This is a genomic window from Streptomyces sp. RKAG337 (assembly GCF_023701715.1).
GTDB lineage: Bacteria > Actinomycetota > Actinomycetes > Streptomycetales > Streptomycetaceae > Actinacidiphila.
Genome location: NZ_JAJOZA010000001.1, coordinates 6,064,890 through 6,082,280, shown reverse-complemented (window position 1 = coordinate 6,082,280; position 17,391 = coordinate 6,064,890). Strand labels below are relative to the sequence as shown.

Below are 17,391 nucleotides of genomic sequence, written 5' to 3'. Positions count from 1 at the left end.
GATGTTCCGGGCCCGGCCGCCGTTTCCGTACGGTCCTCAGACCGACTTCTGGTAGGCGCGGAAGGTGCGGGTGGACAGCCACACCGCGGCCACCGCCAGTGCCAGCAACGCACCGCCGCGGCTGAGCACCGAACCCCAGTCGGGGTCGGCGGCCATCGCCGAACGGCCCGCCACCAGAGCCCAGTTGACCGGGTTGAAGTCGGCGATGTGCCGCATCCACGACGGCATCAGCGTCACGGCCATGAAGGCCGAGGACAGGAACGTCAGCGGCAGCAGCAGGAAGGTGTTGATGCCGATGATGCTCTCGCGCTGCCGCACCAGCATGCCGAGCGCGTTGGAGAACGCGCCGAACACCGTACCGAGCAGGATCGACGCGACGACCAGGATCAGCAGTCCGGTGAAACCGCCCGGGTAGTCGGCGCCGCCCAGCTTGCCGAGCAGCACGATCACCACGGACTGCAGCGCGGTGCTGATGCCCTGCTGCACCACGTTGGCGTTCATCAGCGCCGCCCGGCTGACCGGGGTGACGAGGAAGCGGTTCAGCGTGCCGCGTTCGATCTCCTCAAGGGTGCCCATGCCCGCCCACATGCTGGAGGACAGGGCGCTCATCACCACCACGCCCGGCACCAGGTAGTCCAGGTAGGACGTGGTGCCGAAGCCGCCCAGCTCGACGACCTTGCGGAACAGCGAGCCGAAGAGGAACAGCCAGATCACCGGCTGCACCAGGGTGATCACCAGGAAGGCCGGCTGCCGCAGGATCGCGGTCAGTTGACGCTGCGTCATGTACCAGGTGTGGTTCAGGGTCGCCGTACTCATCGGGCACCTCCAGCGGTGGCCGGGACGGGAGCGCCGTCACCGGTGTCGGCGTCCGCGAAGCGGCGGCCGGCGTAGCGCAGATAGACATCGTCGAGGGACGGCCGGGCCACGGTCACCGAGGCGACGCCCGCGCCCTCGCGTTCGAGGACGGCGAGCACATGCGGCACCGCGGAGGGACCGTCGTCGGCGCGGGCCCGCACATGGCGGCCGTCGACGACCGCCTCCCGGACGCCCGCGAACTCCGACAGCGCCGTCTCCAGCAGCCGCGCGTCGAGCGGGCCGGTGTCCTCCCGCAGCACGACCTGGACGGCGTCGCCGTGCAGTTCGCCCTTCAGCTCGTCGGGCGTGCCCTCGGCGACGACCCGGCCGCGGTCGACGATCGCGACGCGCTCGGCGAGCCGGTCGGCCTCTTCGAGATAGTGGGTGGTCAGCAGGATCGTCAGGCCCTCGTCACCGGCCAGCCGGGAGATCTCCTCCCACATGGCGGTGCGCGCCTCGGGGTCGAGACCGGTGGTGGGCTCGTCGAGGAAGAGCACCTCGGGCCGGTGGACCAGCCCGATGGCCACGTCCAGCCGGCGCTGCATACCGCCGGAGTACGTCTTGACCAGCCGCTTGGCGGCATCGGTGAGAGCGAAACGGTCCAGCAGCTCATCGGCCCGCCGGGTCAGCGCGGCGCCCCTGAGCCCGTACAGCCGCCCCTGCAGGAGCAGGTTCTCCCGGCCGGTGGCGACCGGGTCCGCGCCGGACTTCTGCGCGACCACGCCGATCGCCCGGCGGACCCGGTCCGGATGCCGCAGCGCGTCATGACCCGCGACGATCGCGGTCCCGGAATCCGGACGGGCGAGCGTGGTGAGGACCTTGACGGTGGTGGACTTGCCGGCGCCGTTGGGGCCCAGCAGCCCGAAGACCGTGCCCGCTCCGACGGTGATGTCCATGCCGTCAAGGGCCTTGATATCACCGGGATACGTCTTGATCAGGTTGTGCGCCGCCACAGCGGGCGCGCGGGTGGTCGTCATGAGGTGCCTCCGCATATCGGTGTTCGGTGTCTGCCGAACCGATCGCGGGAAGGGGGGCCGGGCTATCCTGGGTGTGCCGCACCTGGATCGCCTGGCACCTGCTTCGCGCGGTTGTCCGGCCGATGGGTTACGCCTCCGGTGTCCGCTGTTCCCGCAGCGGGCGCCGGAGTTGTCGTTTCCGGGGGTGGTTCCCCCGGGGTCAGAGCTCCTTCATGTGCTCCCTGAACTGTTCGCCGATCCCGGAGTCCGCGACCTGCTTCTCGATCTCCGCCCATTCGCCGGGGATCTCGCCGCTCTGCTGCCAGGACCGCCATTCGGCGACGCCGGAGACCGTCCCCGCGGCCAGCTCGGCGAGGAAGCCACGGGTCCAGGCGATCTCCGCCTCGACCATGTGGACCTGGTACTCGGTCTCGATGAGGAACATCCGGGGCAGGTCCCCGTCCAGCTTGCCGAGCACCCCGCGGATCGCCGCCACCTGGATCTCCAGCTTGGCGACCCGCTCCCCGAGCAGCCCGACCGCCTCGTCCGGCGGCAGCATCAGGATCAGCGAGAGCGCCGCCTCGTAGGCCGGATACTCCCGCACCGGCACGGCCACCAGATCGGCCAGCCAGTCGTGCATCTCCACCCGCCCGGACGTGGTCAGCCCGTACAGGGTCCGCTCGGGCCGGTTGCCCTGCCGCTGCGTGCCGGCGATCTCGACGAAACCGTGCTTCTCGAGGTTCTGGACGACGGTGTAGAGCGAGCCGTAATTGATCTTGATGCTCTGCTCCTTCCCCCGCTGCCGGAGCACCTGCGCAATCTCGTACGGATGCATCGGCCGCTCCCCCAGCGTGGCCATCACCGCCAGCGCCAACGGATTGGACAGCTTTCGCCGCTTCGCCATCACCCTCACCTCGCTTCCGGATATCCGTGGCCGAGCATATCGCGTGTACGCGAGTTCGACAAGCGCGATACATCGCGAGTTTCACGCCGTGCCCGCATCGCCGCCGGACCTGTCACGACACAGCAAAAACCCCGCCCGCCGGTGGATCCGGCGAGCGGGGTGTCGGGTACGGCCTGGGCTCAGCCCACCGAGGAGTACGCCACTACGCCACGGCGCAGGGCTTCGACGGCCTTGCGGGCGTTCTTGCGGACCGGGCTGTCGGTGGGGGCCGCGTCGGAGATCTGGCCGAGCACGTCGATGACCTGCTTGCACCAGCGGACGAAGTCACCGGCCGGCATCTCGGCGTCGCCGAGGACCGCGTCCAGGCCGTGGCCCGACGCCCAGCGGTAGACCGGCCAGGCGAAGCCGAGGTCCGGCTCGCGCTGGCCGACGCCCTCGGTCTGGTGGATGCGGTGGTCCTCCTCCAGTGCGTCGAGCCGGCCCCAGATCCTGACCATCTCGGCGAGCGCCTCCTTGGCGTTGCCGGTCGGGAGCTTGGGCGCCAGCGCGTCGTCGGACTGCCGCGCCTCGAAGACCAGCGCCGAGACGCACGCCGCCAGTTCGGCCGGGCCGAGGCCGTCCCAGACGCCCTCGCGCAGGCACTCGCTGGCCAGCAGGTCCAGCTCGCCGTAGAGCCGGGCGAGCCGCTTGCCGTCGGCGGTGACCTGTTCGCCCTGCAGATAGCCGAGCTCGGTGAGGAGCCCGCAGATCCGGTCGAAGGTGCGCGCGATGGTGTTGGTGCGGCCCTCGATGCGCCGCTCCAGCTGCTTGGTGTCGCGTGCCAGCCGGTGATAGCGCTCGGCCCAGCGGGCGTGGTCCTCGCGCTCGTCGCACCCGTGGCAGGGGTGCGCGCGGATCTCGGTGCGCATCCGGGCGATCTCGGTGTCGTCGGCCGCCGCGGCCCGGGACTTGCGGTGCCGCTCCGGCTCGAAGTGCCCGGCCTTGGTCCGCATCGCGGAGGCCAGGTCCCGGCGGGACTGCGGGCTGCGCGGGTTGAACGACTTCGGGATCCGCATCCGGTCGACGGCTTCGACCGGCACCGGGAAGTCGATCTGCGCCAGCCGCTTGACCTGCCGCTCGGCGGTGAGCACCAGCGGCCGCGGACCGTCCTGATGGTCCTCGTGCCGCCGGTGGCCGGGGCTGCGGCCGGCCGGGACGCCGGGTTCGAGCACCAGGGCCAGCCCGGCGTACTTGCCCGCCGGGACATGGATGATGTCGCCCGGCTTGAGCTTCTCCAGCGCGTCCGACGCGGCGGCCCGGCGCTGGGTGGCGCCCTGCCGCGACAGTTCGGCCTCGCGCTCCTTCAACTGGCGGCGCAGCCGCATGTAGTCGTCGAAGTTTCCGAGGTGGCAGGTCATCGACTCCTTGTAGCCGCCGAGCCCCTCCTCGTTGCGCTGCACCTGCTTGGAGATCCCGACGACCGACCGGTCGGCCTGGAACTGCGCGAAGGACGTCTCCAGCAGCTCCCGCGAGCGGTGCCGCCCGAACTGGCCGACCAGGTTGACCGCCATGTTGTACGACGGCTTGAAGGACGAGCGCAGCGGATACGTCCGGGTGCCGGCCAGCCCCGCGACCGCGCCCGGGTCGAAACCGCGCTGCCACAGCACGACGGCATGGCCCTCGACGTCGATACCGCGGCGGCCGGCCCGGCCGGTCAGCTGGGTGTACTCGCCGGGGGTGATGTCGGCGTGCGTCTCGCCGTTCCACTTCACGAGCTTCTCGAGCACCACGGAGCGGGCCGGCATGTTGATGCCCAGCGCCAGGGTCTCGGTGGCGAAGACCGCCTTGACCAGGCCCTTGAGGAACAGCTCCTCGACGACCTCCTTGAAGGTCGGCAGCATGCCGGCGTGGTGCGCGGCGACGCCGCGCTCCAGGCCCTCCAGCCACTCGAAGTACTTCAGGACGTGCAGGTCCTCGTCCGGGATCGCCTTGGTGCGCTCCTGGACGATGGCCCGGACCCGCTCCCGGTTCTCGTCGCTGTTCAGCCGCAGCCCGGCGTACAGGCACTGCTGAACGGCCGCCTCGCAGCCGGCCCGGCTGAAGATGAAGGTGATGGCCGGCAGCAGCCCCTCGGAGTCGAGCCGCTCGATCACATCGGCGCGGCTGGGCGTCCAGACCTTGCCGCTCGACCGGCGCTCGCGCTCCCGGTCCGCCTCGTAGCCGCGCTTGTGCCGGTCACGGGGGTGGACGGTCCGCTGGTTCTCCATCCGGGCGAGGCGTACCAGGTCCGGGTTGACCTCGCGGCGGGCGGCCTCGGCGGCGCCCTCCTTCTCCTCGAAGAGGTCGTACATCCGGCGGCCGGCCAGCACGTGCTGCCACAGCGGCACCGGGCGGTGCTCCGAGACGATCACCTCGGTGCTGCCGCGCACGGTGTCGAGCCAGTCGCCGAACTCCTCGGCGTTGGAGACGGTCGCCGACAGCGACACCAGCGTCACGGACTGCGGGAGGTGAATGATCACCTCTTCCCAGACGGCACCGCGGAAGCGGTCGGAGAGGTAGTGGACCTCGTCCATCACGACATAGCCGAGGCCGTCGAGCGCCGAGGATCCGGCGTAGAGCATGTTGCGCAGCACCTCGGTGGTCATCACGACCACCGGTGCGTCGCCGTTGACGCTGTTGTCACCGGTCAGCAGGCCGACCTTGTCCGCGCCGTACCGCTTGACGAGGTCGCTGAACTTCTGGTTCGACAGGGCCTTGATCGGCGTGGTGTAGAAGCACTTGCGGCCCTCGGTGAGGGCGAGGTGGACGGCGAACTCGCCGACAATGGTCTTTCCGGAGCCGGTCGGCGCGGCGACCAGCACTCCGCTTCCGGCCTCCAGAGCCTGACATGCCGCGATCTGGAACGGATCCAGGTCGAAGTCGTACAGCGCGCGGAACGGCGCGAGGGCAGTGGCCTGATCGGCCGCGCGACGCCGGTCTGCGGCGTAGCGCTCGGCGGGGGACATCTCATCGGTCATCTTGCCACCGAGCGTACCGGCCCCCACCGACACACCGCGTGATCTTTTATTCGTATCGACGCCCGGAACCACGGCGGACCCACGGCGGATGGGCAGCGGATGGGCAGCGGACGGGCGGCGGACCGGCGCGGTCGAACATCAGACCAGCAGCCGCAGGGCTCCCGGCACCGTCACGGCGGTCATCGGCAGCGGCCCTATCCGCTCGCCGTCCGCGTATCCCGTCACGTCGTCCGCCGCGAGCCGCACCCGCGCCGCCCGGTGCACGGTGACCTTCGGATGGCTGGGATGCGTCCCCCGGTACACCCGGGGGAAGACCGTCAGGAGCGTGGTGCGGCTGCACGGCCCGACGACGGTGATGTCGAACAGCCCGTCGTCGAGGACCGCGTCGGTGCAGATCCGCATGCCGCCGCCGTACGACGACCCGTTGCCGACCGCGATCAGGGTCGCCTCGATCTCCCGTTCCGGGCCGTCGTCGAACCGGATCCGGTACGGGATCGGGCGCAGGGCGGCGAGTTCGGCGAGCATCGCGACGTCGTAGCGGAAGCGCCCGGTGGGCCACCGCATCCGGTTGCCGCGGTCGTTGACCCGTGAGTCGAAGCCGGAGGCCAGTACGGTCCCGAACCAGCGGTCCCCGACCTTCCCGAGGTCGACGGCCCGGGTGCGCCCTTCGCTGAGCGCGGCGGCAGCCGCGCGTCCGGCGGCCGCGGGGTCGCGGACCGGCAGCCCGGTGGCGCGGGCGAAGTCGTTGCCGGTGCCCACCGCGATCACTCCCAGCGGGGTGTCGGTGCCCGCCACCGCCTGCAGGGCCAGCGAGACCATCCCGTCGCCGCCGACGGCCACCAGCGCACCGGTCCCGGCGGCGACCGCCTCGCGGGCCCGCACGAGGGCGTCGGCGGCGTCCTGGCCGACGACGGTGCGAACGGTGAACCCGGCCTCCCGCATCGCACGGGCGGCCGGCTGCGCGGCGTGTGCGCCCCGGCCGCGTCCCGCGGCGGGGTTGACGAAGAGGGTGATGTCGCTGGTCACGCGCGGACCCTACCGCGCGTGATCACCCGCGTCGAGGTCGAGCGCTTCGAGGCCGACCCCGGGGGTCGAGCGCCGGGGTCGAGCGCCGAGGGCGAGGTCAGGTCGCGTCGTCGAAGTCGTCGGTGGGACGGTCCGACGCGGCCGGGGCCGGTGCGGCGCCGACCTGCTCGGGGATGTGGTCGAGGCTGGACGCCTCGTCGTCGTCGAGCGAGAAGTCCGGATCGGCCTCACGGCGGCGGCGCTTGCGGAGGTCGTTGAAGAACGCGATCCCCACGGCCCCGAAGTACAGGAACACGATGGGAGCGGCGAGCAGCGACATCGAGAACGGGTCGCCGGTGGGCGTGGCCACCGCGGCGAAGATGGTGATGCCGAGGACCATCACCCGCCACCAGCCGAGCATGCGCTTGGCGGTGAGCACTCCGGTGAAGTTCAGCAGGACCAGCAGCAGCGGCAGTTCGAAGGCGCAGCCGAAGACGATGATCATGCGCACGACAAGGTCGAGGTAGTCGTCCAGCGGGAACAGGTTGCGCGCGTCGTCGACCGTCAGGTCGATCATGATCTGCGCGGTCTGCGGCAGGATCACATAGGCGAGGTAGCCGCCGCCGAGGAAGAGCGGCACGCCCGCGGCCACGAAGGAGATCGCGTAGCGCTTCTCCTTGGTGTGCAGCCCCGGCGCGAGGAACGCCCAGAGCTGGTAGAGCCAGATCGGCGTCGTCGCCACCAGGCCCGCCATCAGCGAGACCTTCATGGCGATCGCGAACGGGCCGGTCAGCCCGTTCACCGTCATCTCCGCGCACGGCCGGCCGTCGGCGCCCTTGATCTGGCCGTTCACGCAGCCCACGGACTTGAGCACCGGGTGCATGAAGAACTGGATGATGTCGCGGTAGAAGAACGACGCGACGATCGTGACGACGATGATCGCCAGTACCGACTTCAGCAGCCGGTTGCGCAACTCACGCAGGTGATCCGCGAGCGGCATGCGCCCTTCGGGATCCTTCTCCTGCTTGCGGGCAGACTTGAGCACCCACGTCCTCGTCTCGTGCGGCAGCCGTCAGCGGCTTGTTGCGAACCGGTACGGGCTGAGGTCAGCCCTGGGTGGTGTGGTTCGGCTCCGTCACCGGGCGCGCGCTGGTCACATCGCCGGGCGCGGCCTGGATCGTCTTCGGCGCGGCGGGCGCGGACTCGGCGGTGTGGGTGTCGGCCACCGGAGCCTCGTCGTCCTTCTTCATCGCCTTGGCCTCGCTCTTGAGGATGCGGGCCGACTTGCCGAGCGACCGGGCCATGTCGGGAAGCTTCTTGGCGCCGAACAGCAAGATGATGACGAGAAGGATGAGGACGATCTCGAGGGGCTTGAGATTGCCGAGCATAAGTGTCTACCTTCTCACCGAGGCGGCGTGGGTCCATGTCTTCGGCGACCCGGACAGGAGTCCGTACCGCCGTACTGGCTGTGATCGTAGCCTGCGGTGGTAAACGACCGGCAACCCGTCGGCAACCACCAGGTGCGACCCCTGCCGCTCATTCATGGGGCCACGTTACGCAGCGTACCCTCCGGGACGGCCGGGAACGAGAGCCGTTGTGTAACGCCGGAGCGGTCCCGGTCCGCGAACCGGGGATCACCCCAGGTCCAGGGGGTCGGCGCGGGTCCGCGTCACTGCCGGGAGATGTCCCCCGCGCGCTCCGCGAGCGGCTCCGCGGCCCGGCTCAGCCGGTCGGCGGCGCGGGAGAGGTCGTCGGTGCTCCTGGCCACCTGCCGGGCCAGCCGCTGGACCTCGGCGAAGAGCCGGACGGCGAGTGCGCCGAGCACGAGGATGCCGGCGGTCGAGAGGCCGACGTACAGGTAGAGCCACCACATGGCACCGACCCTATCGGCTCGGCCGGCGCCCGGATGTCCTCGGTCGCCGGGATGTCCTCGGGCGCCCGGATCCCCTCGATCGCCGGGGCGTCAGCAGATGTGCAGGCGCATGGTGCGCACCCCGCCGCCGGTGAGCAGCTCGATGATCCGCTCCCCCGCCGGCTTGCGGACCGCCAGCCCGCACTCCGGGCAGGTGAAGGAGTAGAACGTGGTCCGGTGGGTGCGGCCGATCGCCAGCCGCAGCTCCTGCGACGCCAGCTCGAAACGGCCGCGGCAGTCCGGGCACGCGGCTTTGAAGAGCACCGCGGACGGCGCCGGGGCCGTCATCGTCGAGGTCGCTGCCCCCGTCATCGTCACTCCCTATTCTCCGTACGCCGCCAGTGCCAGCACGGCCGCTTCCCGCGCCCGGTCCGCGAGGTCGGCCGGCGAGACGATCCGGCCGTCCCGGCCCAGCCGCAGCGCGAGCCGGCGCAGCGAGCCCGGGTCGGGGGTGCGCAGGCTGATCCGCAGTCCCCCGTCGGGCAGCTCGTCGGCGCTGTCGTACGGGTAGTACTCGGCGACCCAGCGGCCGCCGGGACCCACCTCGATGACGACCTCCGGGTCGTCGCCCGCCGGCTGCACCAGCCCGAGGGAGAGGTCGCGCGGTTCGATCCGCGGCGGGTCGGACGGCTCGTCGAGCAGCCTGATCTCCGCGACCCGGTCGAGCCGGAAGGTCCTGCGGTCCTCCGACAGCCGGCACCAGCCCTCGAAGTAGGTGTGGCCGACCGCGAAGAGCCGGATCGGGTCCACCTCCCGCTCGGTCAGCGCGTCCCGGGCCGGCGAGTAGTAGCGGATCCACAGCCGGCGCCGTTCGGCGATGGCCCGGTCCACATCGGCGAAGACGCTGCCCTCGGACTCGAAGGTCACCGAGAGCTGGGAGCTGGCGGCCGCCACCTCGCCGGCCGCGGTCTCCAGCTTCGCGGTGGCCCGCAGCAGCGCCTGCCGGTCGCTGTCGCGCAGCCCCGGCAGGTTCGCCACCGCCCGCGCCGCCACGAGCAGCGCCGTGGCCTCGTCGGCGGCCAGCCGCAGCGGCTGCGCCACATCGTCGACGTTGTGCCACCAGATCCGCTCGCCGTCGGTGTCGATGTCGAGCAGGTCACCGCCGCGGAAGCTCGTACCGCACAGCGGCAGGACGTTCAGGTCGCCGATCAGCTCGGCCTCGGTGACGCCGAAGGCGCGCGCCACGTCGGTGACGCGGGCGCCGGGGCGCTCCCGCAGATAGGTGACCAGGGAGAGCATCCGCCGGGTCTGGTCGATCGCGTTCGCCATGTCGTGAAGTCCCGTCAGTCCTTGGCCACGGCACGCAGCCGGTCCACCACATCGGCCCGCAGTTCGGCGGGTTCCAGGACCACCACATCGGGGCCGAACTCCACCAGCCAGGCGTCGAGTCCATGCCCGTACGGGATCTCCAGTTCGTCCCAGTCGGCGTCCACCGGCTCGGACGTCACGGCCTTGGCCCGCAGCGGATAGCCCGAGTCGCGGCGCAGCCGGATCCGGGCGGTCGCCGTGGCGCCCTCGCCGGCCCAGCTGGCGACGGCGGCGCGTACGTCCACGTGGTCGGGGACGGGGGCGCTGAAGGCACCGCCGCGGGAGCGGACCTTGCCGGAGATGCGGGAGAGCCGGAAGACCCGGACCGCGCCGCGGTCGCGGTCCCAGCCGGCCAGGTACCAGTGGCCGCGCCAGCACTCCAGGGCCCACGGCTCGACCTGCCGCGGCTCGGGGCGCACCGCGTTCGCCTTGCGGTAGTCGAAGGAGACGGCCCGGCGCTCGCGCGTCGCGACCATCAGCGGCTCGAACGCCGGCTCCGGGGTGGGGATCCGGGGTTCCAGCGCGCTGTGGGTGTCCTCGAACGGCACGCCCGCCGCCCGGAGTTTCTGCAGCGCGCCACTGGCGGCCTCGGCCAGCCGGGCCTGCTGCCACACCTTGGCGGCCAGGCTCAGCGCGGCGGCCTCCTCGGCGTCCAGCGCGATCTCGGGCAGCCGGTTGCGGTCGCGGCGGGCCAGATAGCCCACATCGCCGTCGACGCTCTCCACCGTCTCGATGATGAGCCCGAGTTCCCGCAGATCGTCCTTGTCGCGCTCGAACATCCGGTTGAACGCGTCGTCGGAACCTATCTCGTGATAGGCCTCGATCGACTCGCGCAGTTCCCGCTTGCTGACGGGACGCCGGGTGTTCATCAGGCACAGCGCCAGGTTCATCAGTCGCTCGGCCTTGGCAATCGCCATCGCGCACCCTTCGTCTTCAGCTCTCGATCGACGACCGTACCGCTCCGGGGAGCTGCGGCAAAAGCGAGGGCCCACGCCTGCCGGCGTGGGCCCTCGGATACGCGCCTGCTCAGACCGAGATCAGGTCCACGACGAAGATCAGAGTCTCGCCCGGCTTGATCGCCGGGGTGGGGCTCTGGTTGCCGTAGGCGAGGTGCGCGGGGATGGTCAGCTGGCGGCGGCCGCCGACCTTCATGCCCTGCACGCCCTGGTCCCAGCCCTTGATGACGCGGCCGCCACCGAGCGGGAAGGTGAACGCGGAACCGCGGTTCCAGCTGGCGTCGAACTCCTCACCCGTGCTGAACGAGACGCCCACGTAGTGGACGCTGACGTTCTGACCCGCCTTGGCCTCCTCGCCGGTGCCCTCCCAGATCTCCTTGATCTCGAGGTCGGCCGGCGGCTCACCAGCGGGGAAATCGATCTCGGGCTTCTCGATGCTCACTGCGGTAACTCCTTGATACGTTGCGGACAACCCGGACAGTCTTACACTGCTCCGAGAATGTCCACCACGAAAACGAGGGTGGAGTTGGCCGGAAGGTCGGCTCCCTTGGCCTCGGCCTTGTACGCCTGCTCCGGCGGGATGACGAGCAGCACCCGGCTGCCGACCTTCTTGCCGACGAGGCCCTTGTCCCAGCCCTCGATGACCTGGCCCTGGCCGATGACGGTGCTGAACGGCGCCCCGGTCTTCCAGCTGTCGTCGAACAGCTTGGCCGTGTCCTTGCCCTCGTTGGGCTTCCAGGCCGCGCCGCTGTACTGCATGTAGACCGTCTGACCGCTCTTGATCACGTCGCCCGTGCCCTCGATCAGCACCTTGTCGACGAGCGTCTTCGGCGGGTCGTTCTTCGGCACCGTGATCTTCGCCGCCGCCGCCTTCTCCGCGTCCACCTTCGGCAGGTCGGACGGGATGGCGGACTGCGTGCCCGTGACCTGGATCGGCATGATCTGGCCGACGTCGAGCACGAAGACGAGGGTGTCGGTGGCCGTGATGCCCAGTTCCTGCTTGCCCTGGGCGCCGAACGCGGCGGCCGGCGGGGCGACGACCAGGACGCGGCTGCCGACCTTCTGACCCAGTACGGCCTCGCTGAAGGCCGGGATGATCGTGGGCGAGCCCGCCGGGATGACCTGCGCGGCGCCGCCCTTGTCGTAGGAGCCGCCGATCTCCTTGCCGCTCTTCCAGACCTTGCCGGTGAACTTGGTGACGACCTGGTCGTTCTTCTTGACCTCCGGGCCGGTGCCCGCGGTCAGGGTGTTCACGACGAACTTCCCGCTCGGTTCGCCCTTGGGGATGGTGATGGTCGGCTTCTTGCCCAGCTCACCGGCGACGGTGGGCATCGGCGCGGCCGACGACACCGGCTTGGGAGCCGCGGGCTGCGTAGGCGTCGCGGAAGCCGTGGGGGTCGGCGAGTCGGCCTTCTTGTCCGAGTCGTCCCCTCCTCCGCAGGCCGCGGTGAGCATCAGAGCCGGCACGATGAGCGCGGCAGCGAGTCGGCGTCGCACAGTGGTCCTCGGGGTAGCTGGGATGGTCCGTCAGTAGCGGTCACTCTACGGCCTGCCCCGCATCAGAGGACCCCGGCATGCCAGGAGCCCCGCACGCCACAGCGTGCGGGGCTCCTGACGACGATCCGCGTCCGATCGCGTTCCGACTCGCGTCGATCACATTCCGGCGATGAGCTTCTCGACCCGGTCGTCGACCGATCGGAAGGGGTCCTTGCACAGCACTGTTCGCTGCGCCTGGTCATTGAGCTTCAGATGCACCCAGTCGACCGTGAAGTCACGCCGCTGTTCCTGCGCCCGGCGGATGAAATCGCCGCGCAGCCTGGCCCGAGTGGTCTGCGGGGGAACCGATTTCGCCTCGAAGATCTTCAGATCGCTGCAGATCCGCTTGGCCTGGCCCTTCTTCTCCAGCAGGTAGTACAGCCCCCGGCGGCGGTGGATGTCGTGATAGGCGAGGTCCAGTTGGGCGACGCGCGGGTGGGACATCGTGATGTTGTCCCGGTTCCGGTAGCGCTCGATCAGCTGGTACTTCATCACCCAGTCGATCTCGGTGCCGATGGCCGCCAGGTCACCGCTGCCGATCGACTCCAGCGCGCGGCCCCACAGCTCCAGCACCTGCTCGATCACGCCGTTGCGGATGCCGCGGCGTTCGCAGAAGTCAACAGCCTTGGAGTAGTACTCCTCCTGGATCTCCAGGGCGGACGCCTCGCGGCCGGTGGCCAGCCGCACCTTGCGGCGGCCGGTGATGTCATGGCTGACCTCGCGGATCGCCCGGATCGGGTTCTCCAGGGTCAGGTCCCGCATCACGATGCCCGCCTCGATCATGCGCAGCACGAGGTCGGTGGCACCGACCTTCAGCAGCATGGTCGTCTCGGACATGTTCGAGTCGCCGACGATGACGTGCAGCCGCCGGTAGCGCTCCGCGTCCGCGTGCGGCTCGTCACGGGTGTTGATGATGGGACGGGAACGGGTGGTCGCCGAGCTGACGCCCTCCCAGATGTGCTCCGCTCGCTGACTGACGCAGAAGACCGCACCGCGCGGCGTCTGCAGCACCTTGCCCGCACCGCAGATCATCTGCCGGGTGACCAGGAACGGAATGAGGATGTCGGCGAGGCGGGAGAACTCGCCGTGTCGCGCGACGAGGTAATTCTCGTGACATCCGTAGGAGTTTCCCGCGGAGTCGGTGTTGTTCTTGAACAGATAGACATCGCCGGCGATGCCCTCTTCGTGCAGACGCCGTTCGGCGTCCACCAGAAGGCCTTCGAGGATGCGTTCGCCGGCCTTGTCATGGGTGACCAGCTCGGTCAGATTGTCACACTCCGGAGTGGCGTACTCCGGGTGCGAGCCGACATCGAGGTAGAGGCGGGCGCCGTTGCGCAGAAAGACATTGCTGCTCCGGCCCCATGACACGACACGGCGGAAGAGGTACCGCGCCACCTCGTCAGGAGACAGACGCCGCTGCCCCCTGAACGTGCATGTGACGCCGTACTCGTTCTCCAGCCCGAAAATGCGGCGGTCCATGACTGAACATTACGCCTGATGCGGGGTGCTGAAACCGGGTTCGACGCCACCGATTCGATCTTTTTCCAACTCGGTTTTCAGGTTTGGGGACGCGAGGAATCGGGCGGTCGCGACCAGCACCGCCAGTGCGATGAATCCACCGCCCGCCGCGACGGCGAATCCGGCGGCGACCCCGCCGAACTGCGCGGCAGGTCCCGCGGCCGCCGTTCCCAGTGAGGCGCCGACGCCGATCGCGGTCACCAGCCAGGAGAACGCCTCGGTCACCGTGCCGCTCGGCGCGTGCCGGTCCACCACCACGAACGCGCAGGCCAGAACCGGCGCCAGGAACACTCCGGCGAGCCCCGACAGGACCGTCATCGCGACCACTCCGGGGACCAGCGCCAAGGGCGCGTAACAGACCGCCAGTCCGATGGTGAGCACCCGCAGCCGACGCTCCGGCGTGCCCGGCCAGGTCCTGGCGCCGTACGTGACACCGCCGATGAGCGCGCCGAGACCGAGCGCCGACAGCAGGTAGCCGTTCACCATGCCGCCGCCGTGCACGTCCCCGTACGCGACCGCGGCGACCGCGATCGAGCCGAGTGCGACACCGACGAAGAACAGACAGCCGATCAGCGCGCGCAGCCCCGGGGCGCGCAGCGGTCCGAGCCAGTCGGCGGCCCGCGGTTCCGCCCGCCACTCGCGGGACGGCGGGGCCGTCACGACGCCCAGCGCGCCCACGACGCCGACCGCCGCGATCCACAGCACGGCGGCGGTCTCCGAGGCCACCGCGACCAGGCCGGTGACGAGGACCGGGCCGATGGTGAACAGCAGTTCCTGGGCGGCGGCGTCCAGGGCGTAGGCGGCGTGCAGCCGGTCCTCGCTCTTCAGGACGCCGGGCCACAGCGCCCGCAGTCCGCCTTCCAGCGGCGGGGTGAACAGCCCGGCCACCGCCATCGCCACACAGGCCACCGGCAGCGGGTCCGGTCCGACCAGGGCGAACAGCACCATGCCGGCGGCCGACAGCACGGCCGCGGGGAGCATCACCCGCGGCTGGCCGTACCGGTCGACGATCCGGCCCAGCAGCGGCTGGCCGATGGCCGTGCCCAGCCCGTAGAGCGCGCCCAGCGAACCGGCGAGCGAGTAGCTGCCCCCTTCGGAGCGGGTCAGCAGCACGATGCACAGCGCGGCCGTCGCGTTGGGCAGCCGGCCGATCAGCGTGCCGCCGAGCAGCCGGCCGGCGTACCGCGTCCTCAGAAGGTCCCCGTATCCCGCCGCCATGCCGGCCCCTCTCCCCCGGTCTCCCCCGGCCGCCGCTGGTCGCCGGCCGAGGTGTTACGTATAACTTGATGCGTCATACGTACCATGACGGCAGGCCGCGGGTCCATCCGCGGGGACCGGAAGGATGCCCGGAGTGACCGATACCGCACGCCCCACCTCACGGGACGTGGCGCGGGCCGCGGGTGTCTCGCAGGCGACCGTTTCGCTGGTCCTGGGCGGAAAGTCCCGCGGGCGGGTCTCCGAGCGCACGGCGGAAGCGGTCCGCGCGGCGGCGCTGGCACTGGGCTACCGGCCGAACCTGGCCGCCCGCAACCTCCGGCTCGGCCGCACCCGGACGGCCCTGCTGGTCGTCCCGGCGCTGACCAACGAGTACTTCGCCCGGGTCTACACCGGCGCCGCCCGCGTCGCGGCGGAGCACGAGTTCGGCGTGGTGCTCTACCCGTCCCCCGACGGCATCGGGCCGGCCCGCGACCCCTTCGGCTCGGCCCGCGCCTCGCTCGACGGCGTCATCGCGTCCTCGATGGCCGCAGACGCGCTCGACGCGATCGGCGGCGGCGACCTTCCGCTCGTGATGCTCGACAGCGACCCCGGCGCGGCCGGCGCGGCGGGCGCGGGCGGCGCGGGCGGCTCCGGCGGCGCGGGCGGCGCGGCCGGCTCCGGCGCGGCGGGCGCGGCCGGCTCCGGCGCCGCCGTCACGGTCAATTTCGACATCGCCGACGGGATGCGGCAGGTGGCCCGCTGTCTGCTCGGCCTCGGGCACCGCCGGATCACCCACCTGGCCTCCGCGGTGGACACCTGGACGTTCCACGTCCGCGCCGCGACACTGGCCGACACCCTGGCGGGCGCCGGGGACGTGGTGCTGTACACCGTGCGCTCCGCGCACAGCGTCGAGGACGCGCGGCTCGCCGCGGAACACGCCCTCACCCGGCCCGGCCCCCGGCCCACCGCCCTGGTCTGCGACGACGACATCCTCGCCGCGGGCGCCTGCAAGGCCGCGCGGCGGCTGGGGCTGCGGGTGCCGGCCGATGTGTCGGTGACCGGATTCGACGACCTCGCGCTCGCCACCGCGGTCGAACCGGAACTCACCACGGTCCGGCTGCCCGCCGACGAGATCGGCGGCCGGGGCATGGCGGCACTGCTGGCCGTCCTGGACGGCCGTCCGGCCGACGGGAGCGATCTGCCGGTGGAACTCGTGGTCCGGGGCTCGACGGGGCCGCCGCCGGCTCCCGCGGTGACCTGATTCAGGTGGCGGGCGCGGCGTGCCTCCCGCAGGTACGGGAACGACTCACGCCCGCGCCTCGGTGACGGGGGCCGGGCCCTCCGGGGTGGGGCTTCGAAATCGACTATTTACGGGCCTGGCGGCCCACAAATAGCTCGGCAGCATTTCGAAACCCCACCCCTCCAGCCCCGTCCCCCTCGCAGAGGTGCGGGCGTGACATGGGTAAGGCGACAGGGACGTGGGCCCCTACTCCTCTTCCTCATCTGACGGGTCGTCCGTCTTTGTGGTCGCTGCGCTGTCCGCCTCCAGGAGGCGGGCCAGCTGACGGCCCAGGATCCGCTTGAACTTGCGCTGCTGCGGCCGCGTCCGGTCCAGCACCGCGACCTCCAACTGTTCGGCGGTGAGCGTGCGTTCCCCGCCGTTGCTGTCCCGGCCGAGGGACTCGGCCGCCAGTTTCAGCGCCTCCGCGAGCGTCATGCCGTCGCGGTGCCGCTGGTCCAGGTAGGTGCCGATCGAGTCCGAGTTGCCGCCGACCGCCACCGCGCCGTGCTCATCGACGATCGAGCCGTCGTGCGGCAGCCGGTAGATCTGGTCGTCCTCGGCGGCCGCGCCGACCTCCGCGACGATCAGCTCCACCTCGTACGGCTTCTCGCCGACGCTGGAGAAGATGGTGCCCAGGGTCTGGGCGTAGACGTTGGCCAGACCGCGGGCCGTGACGTCCTCACGGTCGTAGGTGTAGCCGCGCAGGTCGGCGTAGCGCACGCCGCCGATCCGCAGGTTCTCGAACTCGTTGTACTTGCCCACCGCCGCGAACGCGATCCGGTCGTAGATCTCGCTGACCTTGTGGAGCGCGCGGGACGGGTTCTCGGCGACGAACACGATGCCGTCGGTGTACTGCAGCACGACGACGCTGCGGCCGCGCGCGATGCCCTTGCGGGCGTACTCCGCACGGTCGGCCATGGCCTGCTGGGGTGAGACATAGAACGGCGTCGACACCGGCTATCCGTC

At 70.9% G+C, this 17,391-nt stretch carries 17 protein-coding genes; 1 reads left to right on the top strand and 16 read right to left on the bottom strand.

Annotated features, from left to right (window positions below):
- Positions 1-36: 36 nt before the first annotated feature.
- The 15 genes from LNW73_RS26985 to LNW73_RS26915 all read right to left on the bottom strand — a co-directional run bounded on the left by LNW73_RS26985 (position 37) and on the right by LNW73_RS26915 (position 15,164).
- Positions 37-816 carry an ABC transporter permease gene (locus tag LNW73_RS26985; RefSeq protein ID WP_250975081.1) on the bottom strand — a complete coding sequence of 260 codons (780 nt, stop codon included), beginning with the start codon at positions 814-816 and terminating at the stop codon, positions 37-39.
- Positions 813-1,832, bottom strand: a complete 1,020-nt coding sequence (locus LNW73_RS26980) for an ATP-binding cassette domain-containing protein (protein WP_250991672.1) — start codon at positions 1,830-1,832, stop codon at positions 813-815. Before LNW73_RS26980 ends, LNW73_RS26985 begins: the two co-directional genes overlap by 4 nt.
- Before the next feature lie 199 nt (positions 1,833-2,031).
- Positions 2,032-2,715, bottom strand: a complete 684-nt coding sequence (locus LNW73_RS26975; RefSeq protein WP_250991671.1) for a PadR family transcriptional regulator — start codon at positions 2,713-2,715, stop codon at positions 2,032-2,034.
- A gap of 179 nt (positions 2,716-2,894) precedes the next feature.
- Positions 2,895-5,711, bottom strand: coding sequence for a DEAD/DEAH box helicase (locus tag LNW73_RS26970; RefSeq protein WP_250991670.1), 2,817 nt, complete (start codon positions 5,709-5,711; stop codon positions 2,895-2,897).
- A 138-nt stretch (positions 5,712-5,849) separates the two neighbouring features.
- The gene (locus tag LNW73_RS26965) at positions 5,850-6,737 is read right to left on the bottom strand and encodes a diacylglycerol kinase (RefSeq protein WP_250991669.1); all 888 of its coding nucleotides are present in this window, start codon (positions 6,735-6,737) and stop codon (positions 5,850-5,852) included.
- Positions 6,738-6,834: 97 nt separating this feature from the next.
- Positions 6,835-7,761, bottom strand: coding sequence for a twin-arginine translocase subunit TatC (tatC, locus tag LNW73_RS26960; protein ID WP_250975086.1), 927 nt, complete (start codon positions 7,759-7,761; stop codon positions 6,835-6,837).
- A 61-nt stretch (positions 7,762-7,822) separates the two neighbouring features.
- A complete protein-coding gene (gene tatA, locus LNW73_RS26955) occupies positions 7,823-8,104 on the bottom strand; it encodes a Sec-independent protein translocase subunit TatA (protein WP_250975087.1) in 282 nt (93 codons plus the stop codon).
- 281 nt (positions 8,105-8,385) lie between these two features.
- Positions 8,386-8,589: a hypothetical protein gene (locus LNW73_RS26950; protein ID WP_138354824.1), complete on the bottom strand. Its 204-nt coding sequence runs from the start codon at positions 8,587-8,589 to the stop codon at positions 8,386-8,388.
- 90 nt (positions 8,590-8,679) lie between these two features.
- Positions 8,680-8,940: a hypothetical protein gene (locus tag LNW73_RS26945; protein ID WP_164293719.1), complete on the bottom strand. Its 261-nt coding sequence runs from the start codon at positions 8,938-8,940 to the stop codon at positions 8,680-8,682.
- Positions 8,941-8,949: 9 nt separating this feature from the next.
- The gene (locus LNW73_RS26940) at positions 8,950-9,897 is read right to left on the bottom strand and encodes a helix-turn-helix transcriptional regulator (protein WP_250975088.1); all 948 of its coding nucleotides are present in this window, start codon (positions 9,895-9,897) and stop codon (positions 8,950-8,952) included.
- 14 nt (positions 9,898-9,911) lie between these two features.
- Positions 9,912-10,853, bottom strand: coding sequence for a helix-turn-helix transcriptional regulator (locus LNW73_RS26935; protein WP_250991668.1), 942 nt, complete (start codon positions 10,851-10,853; stop codon positions 9,912-9,914).
- Between the two features lie 109 nt (positions 10,854-10,962).
- A complete protein-coding gene (locus tag LNW73_RS26930) occupies positions 10,963-11,334 on the bottom strand; it encodes an FKBP-type peptidyl-prolyl cis-trans isomerase (RefSeq protein ID WP_250975090.1) in 372 nt (123 codons plus the stop codon).
- A gap of 41 nt (positions 11,335-11,375) precedes the next feature.
- The gene (locus LNW73_RS26925) at positions 11,376-12,389 is read right to left on the bottom strand and encodes an FKBP-type peptidyl-prolyl cis-trans isomerase (protein WP_250991667.1); all 1,014 of its coding nucleotides are present in this window, start codon (positions 12,387-12,389) and stop codon (positions 11,376-11,378) included.
- Positions 12,390-12,545: 156 nt separating this feature from the next.
- Positions 12,546-13,907: a Pup--protein ligase gene (pafA, locus tag LNW73_RS26920; protein ID WP_138354818.1), complete on the bottom strand. Its 1,362-nt coding sequence runs from the start codon at positions 13,905-13,907 to the stop codon at positions 12,546-12,548.
- 9 nt (positions 13,908-13,916) lie between these two features.
- On the bottom strand, positions 13,917-15,164 hold the full coding sequence (locus LNW73_RS26915; protein ID WP_250991666.1) for an MFS transporter: 1,248 nt from the start codon (positions 15,162-15,164) through the stop codon (positions 13,917-13,919).
- 124 nt (positions 15,165-15,288) lie between these two features.
- On the opposite strand from LNW73_RS26915, the gene LNW73_RS26910 reads away from it, so the two are divergent.
- Positions 15,289-16,404 carry a LacI family DNA-binding transcriptional regulator gene (locus tag LNW73_RS26910; protein ID WP_374118193.1) on the top strand — a complete coding sequence of 372 codons (1,116 nt, stop codon included), beginning with the start codon at positions 15,289-15,291 and terminating at the stop codon, positions 16,402-16,404.
- Between the two features lie 225 nt (positions 16,405-16,629).
- Here the strand turns inward: LNW73_RS26910 and prcA are convergent, their stop codons facing one another.
- The gene (prcA, locus tag LNW73_RS26905; protein ID WP_250991664.1) at positions 16,630-17,379 is read right to left on the bottom strand and encodes a proteasome subunit alpha; all 750 of its coding nucleotides are present in this window, start codon (positions 17,377-17,379) and stop codon (positions 16,630-16,632) included.
- Positions 17,380-17,391: the final 12 nt, after the last annotated feature.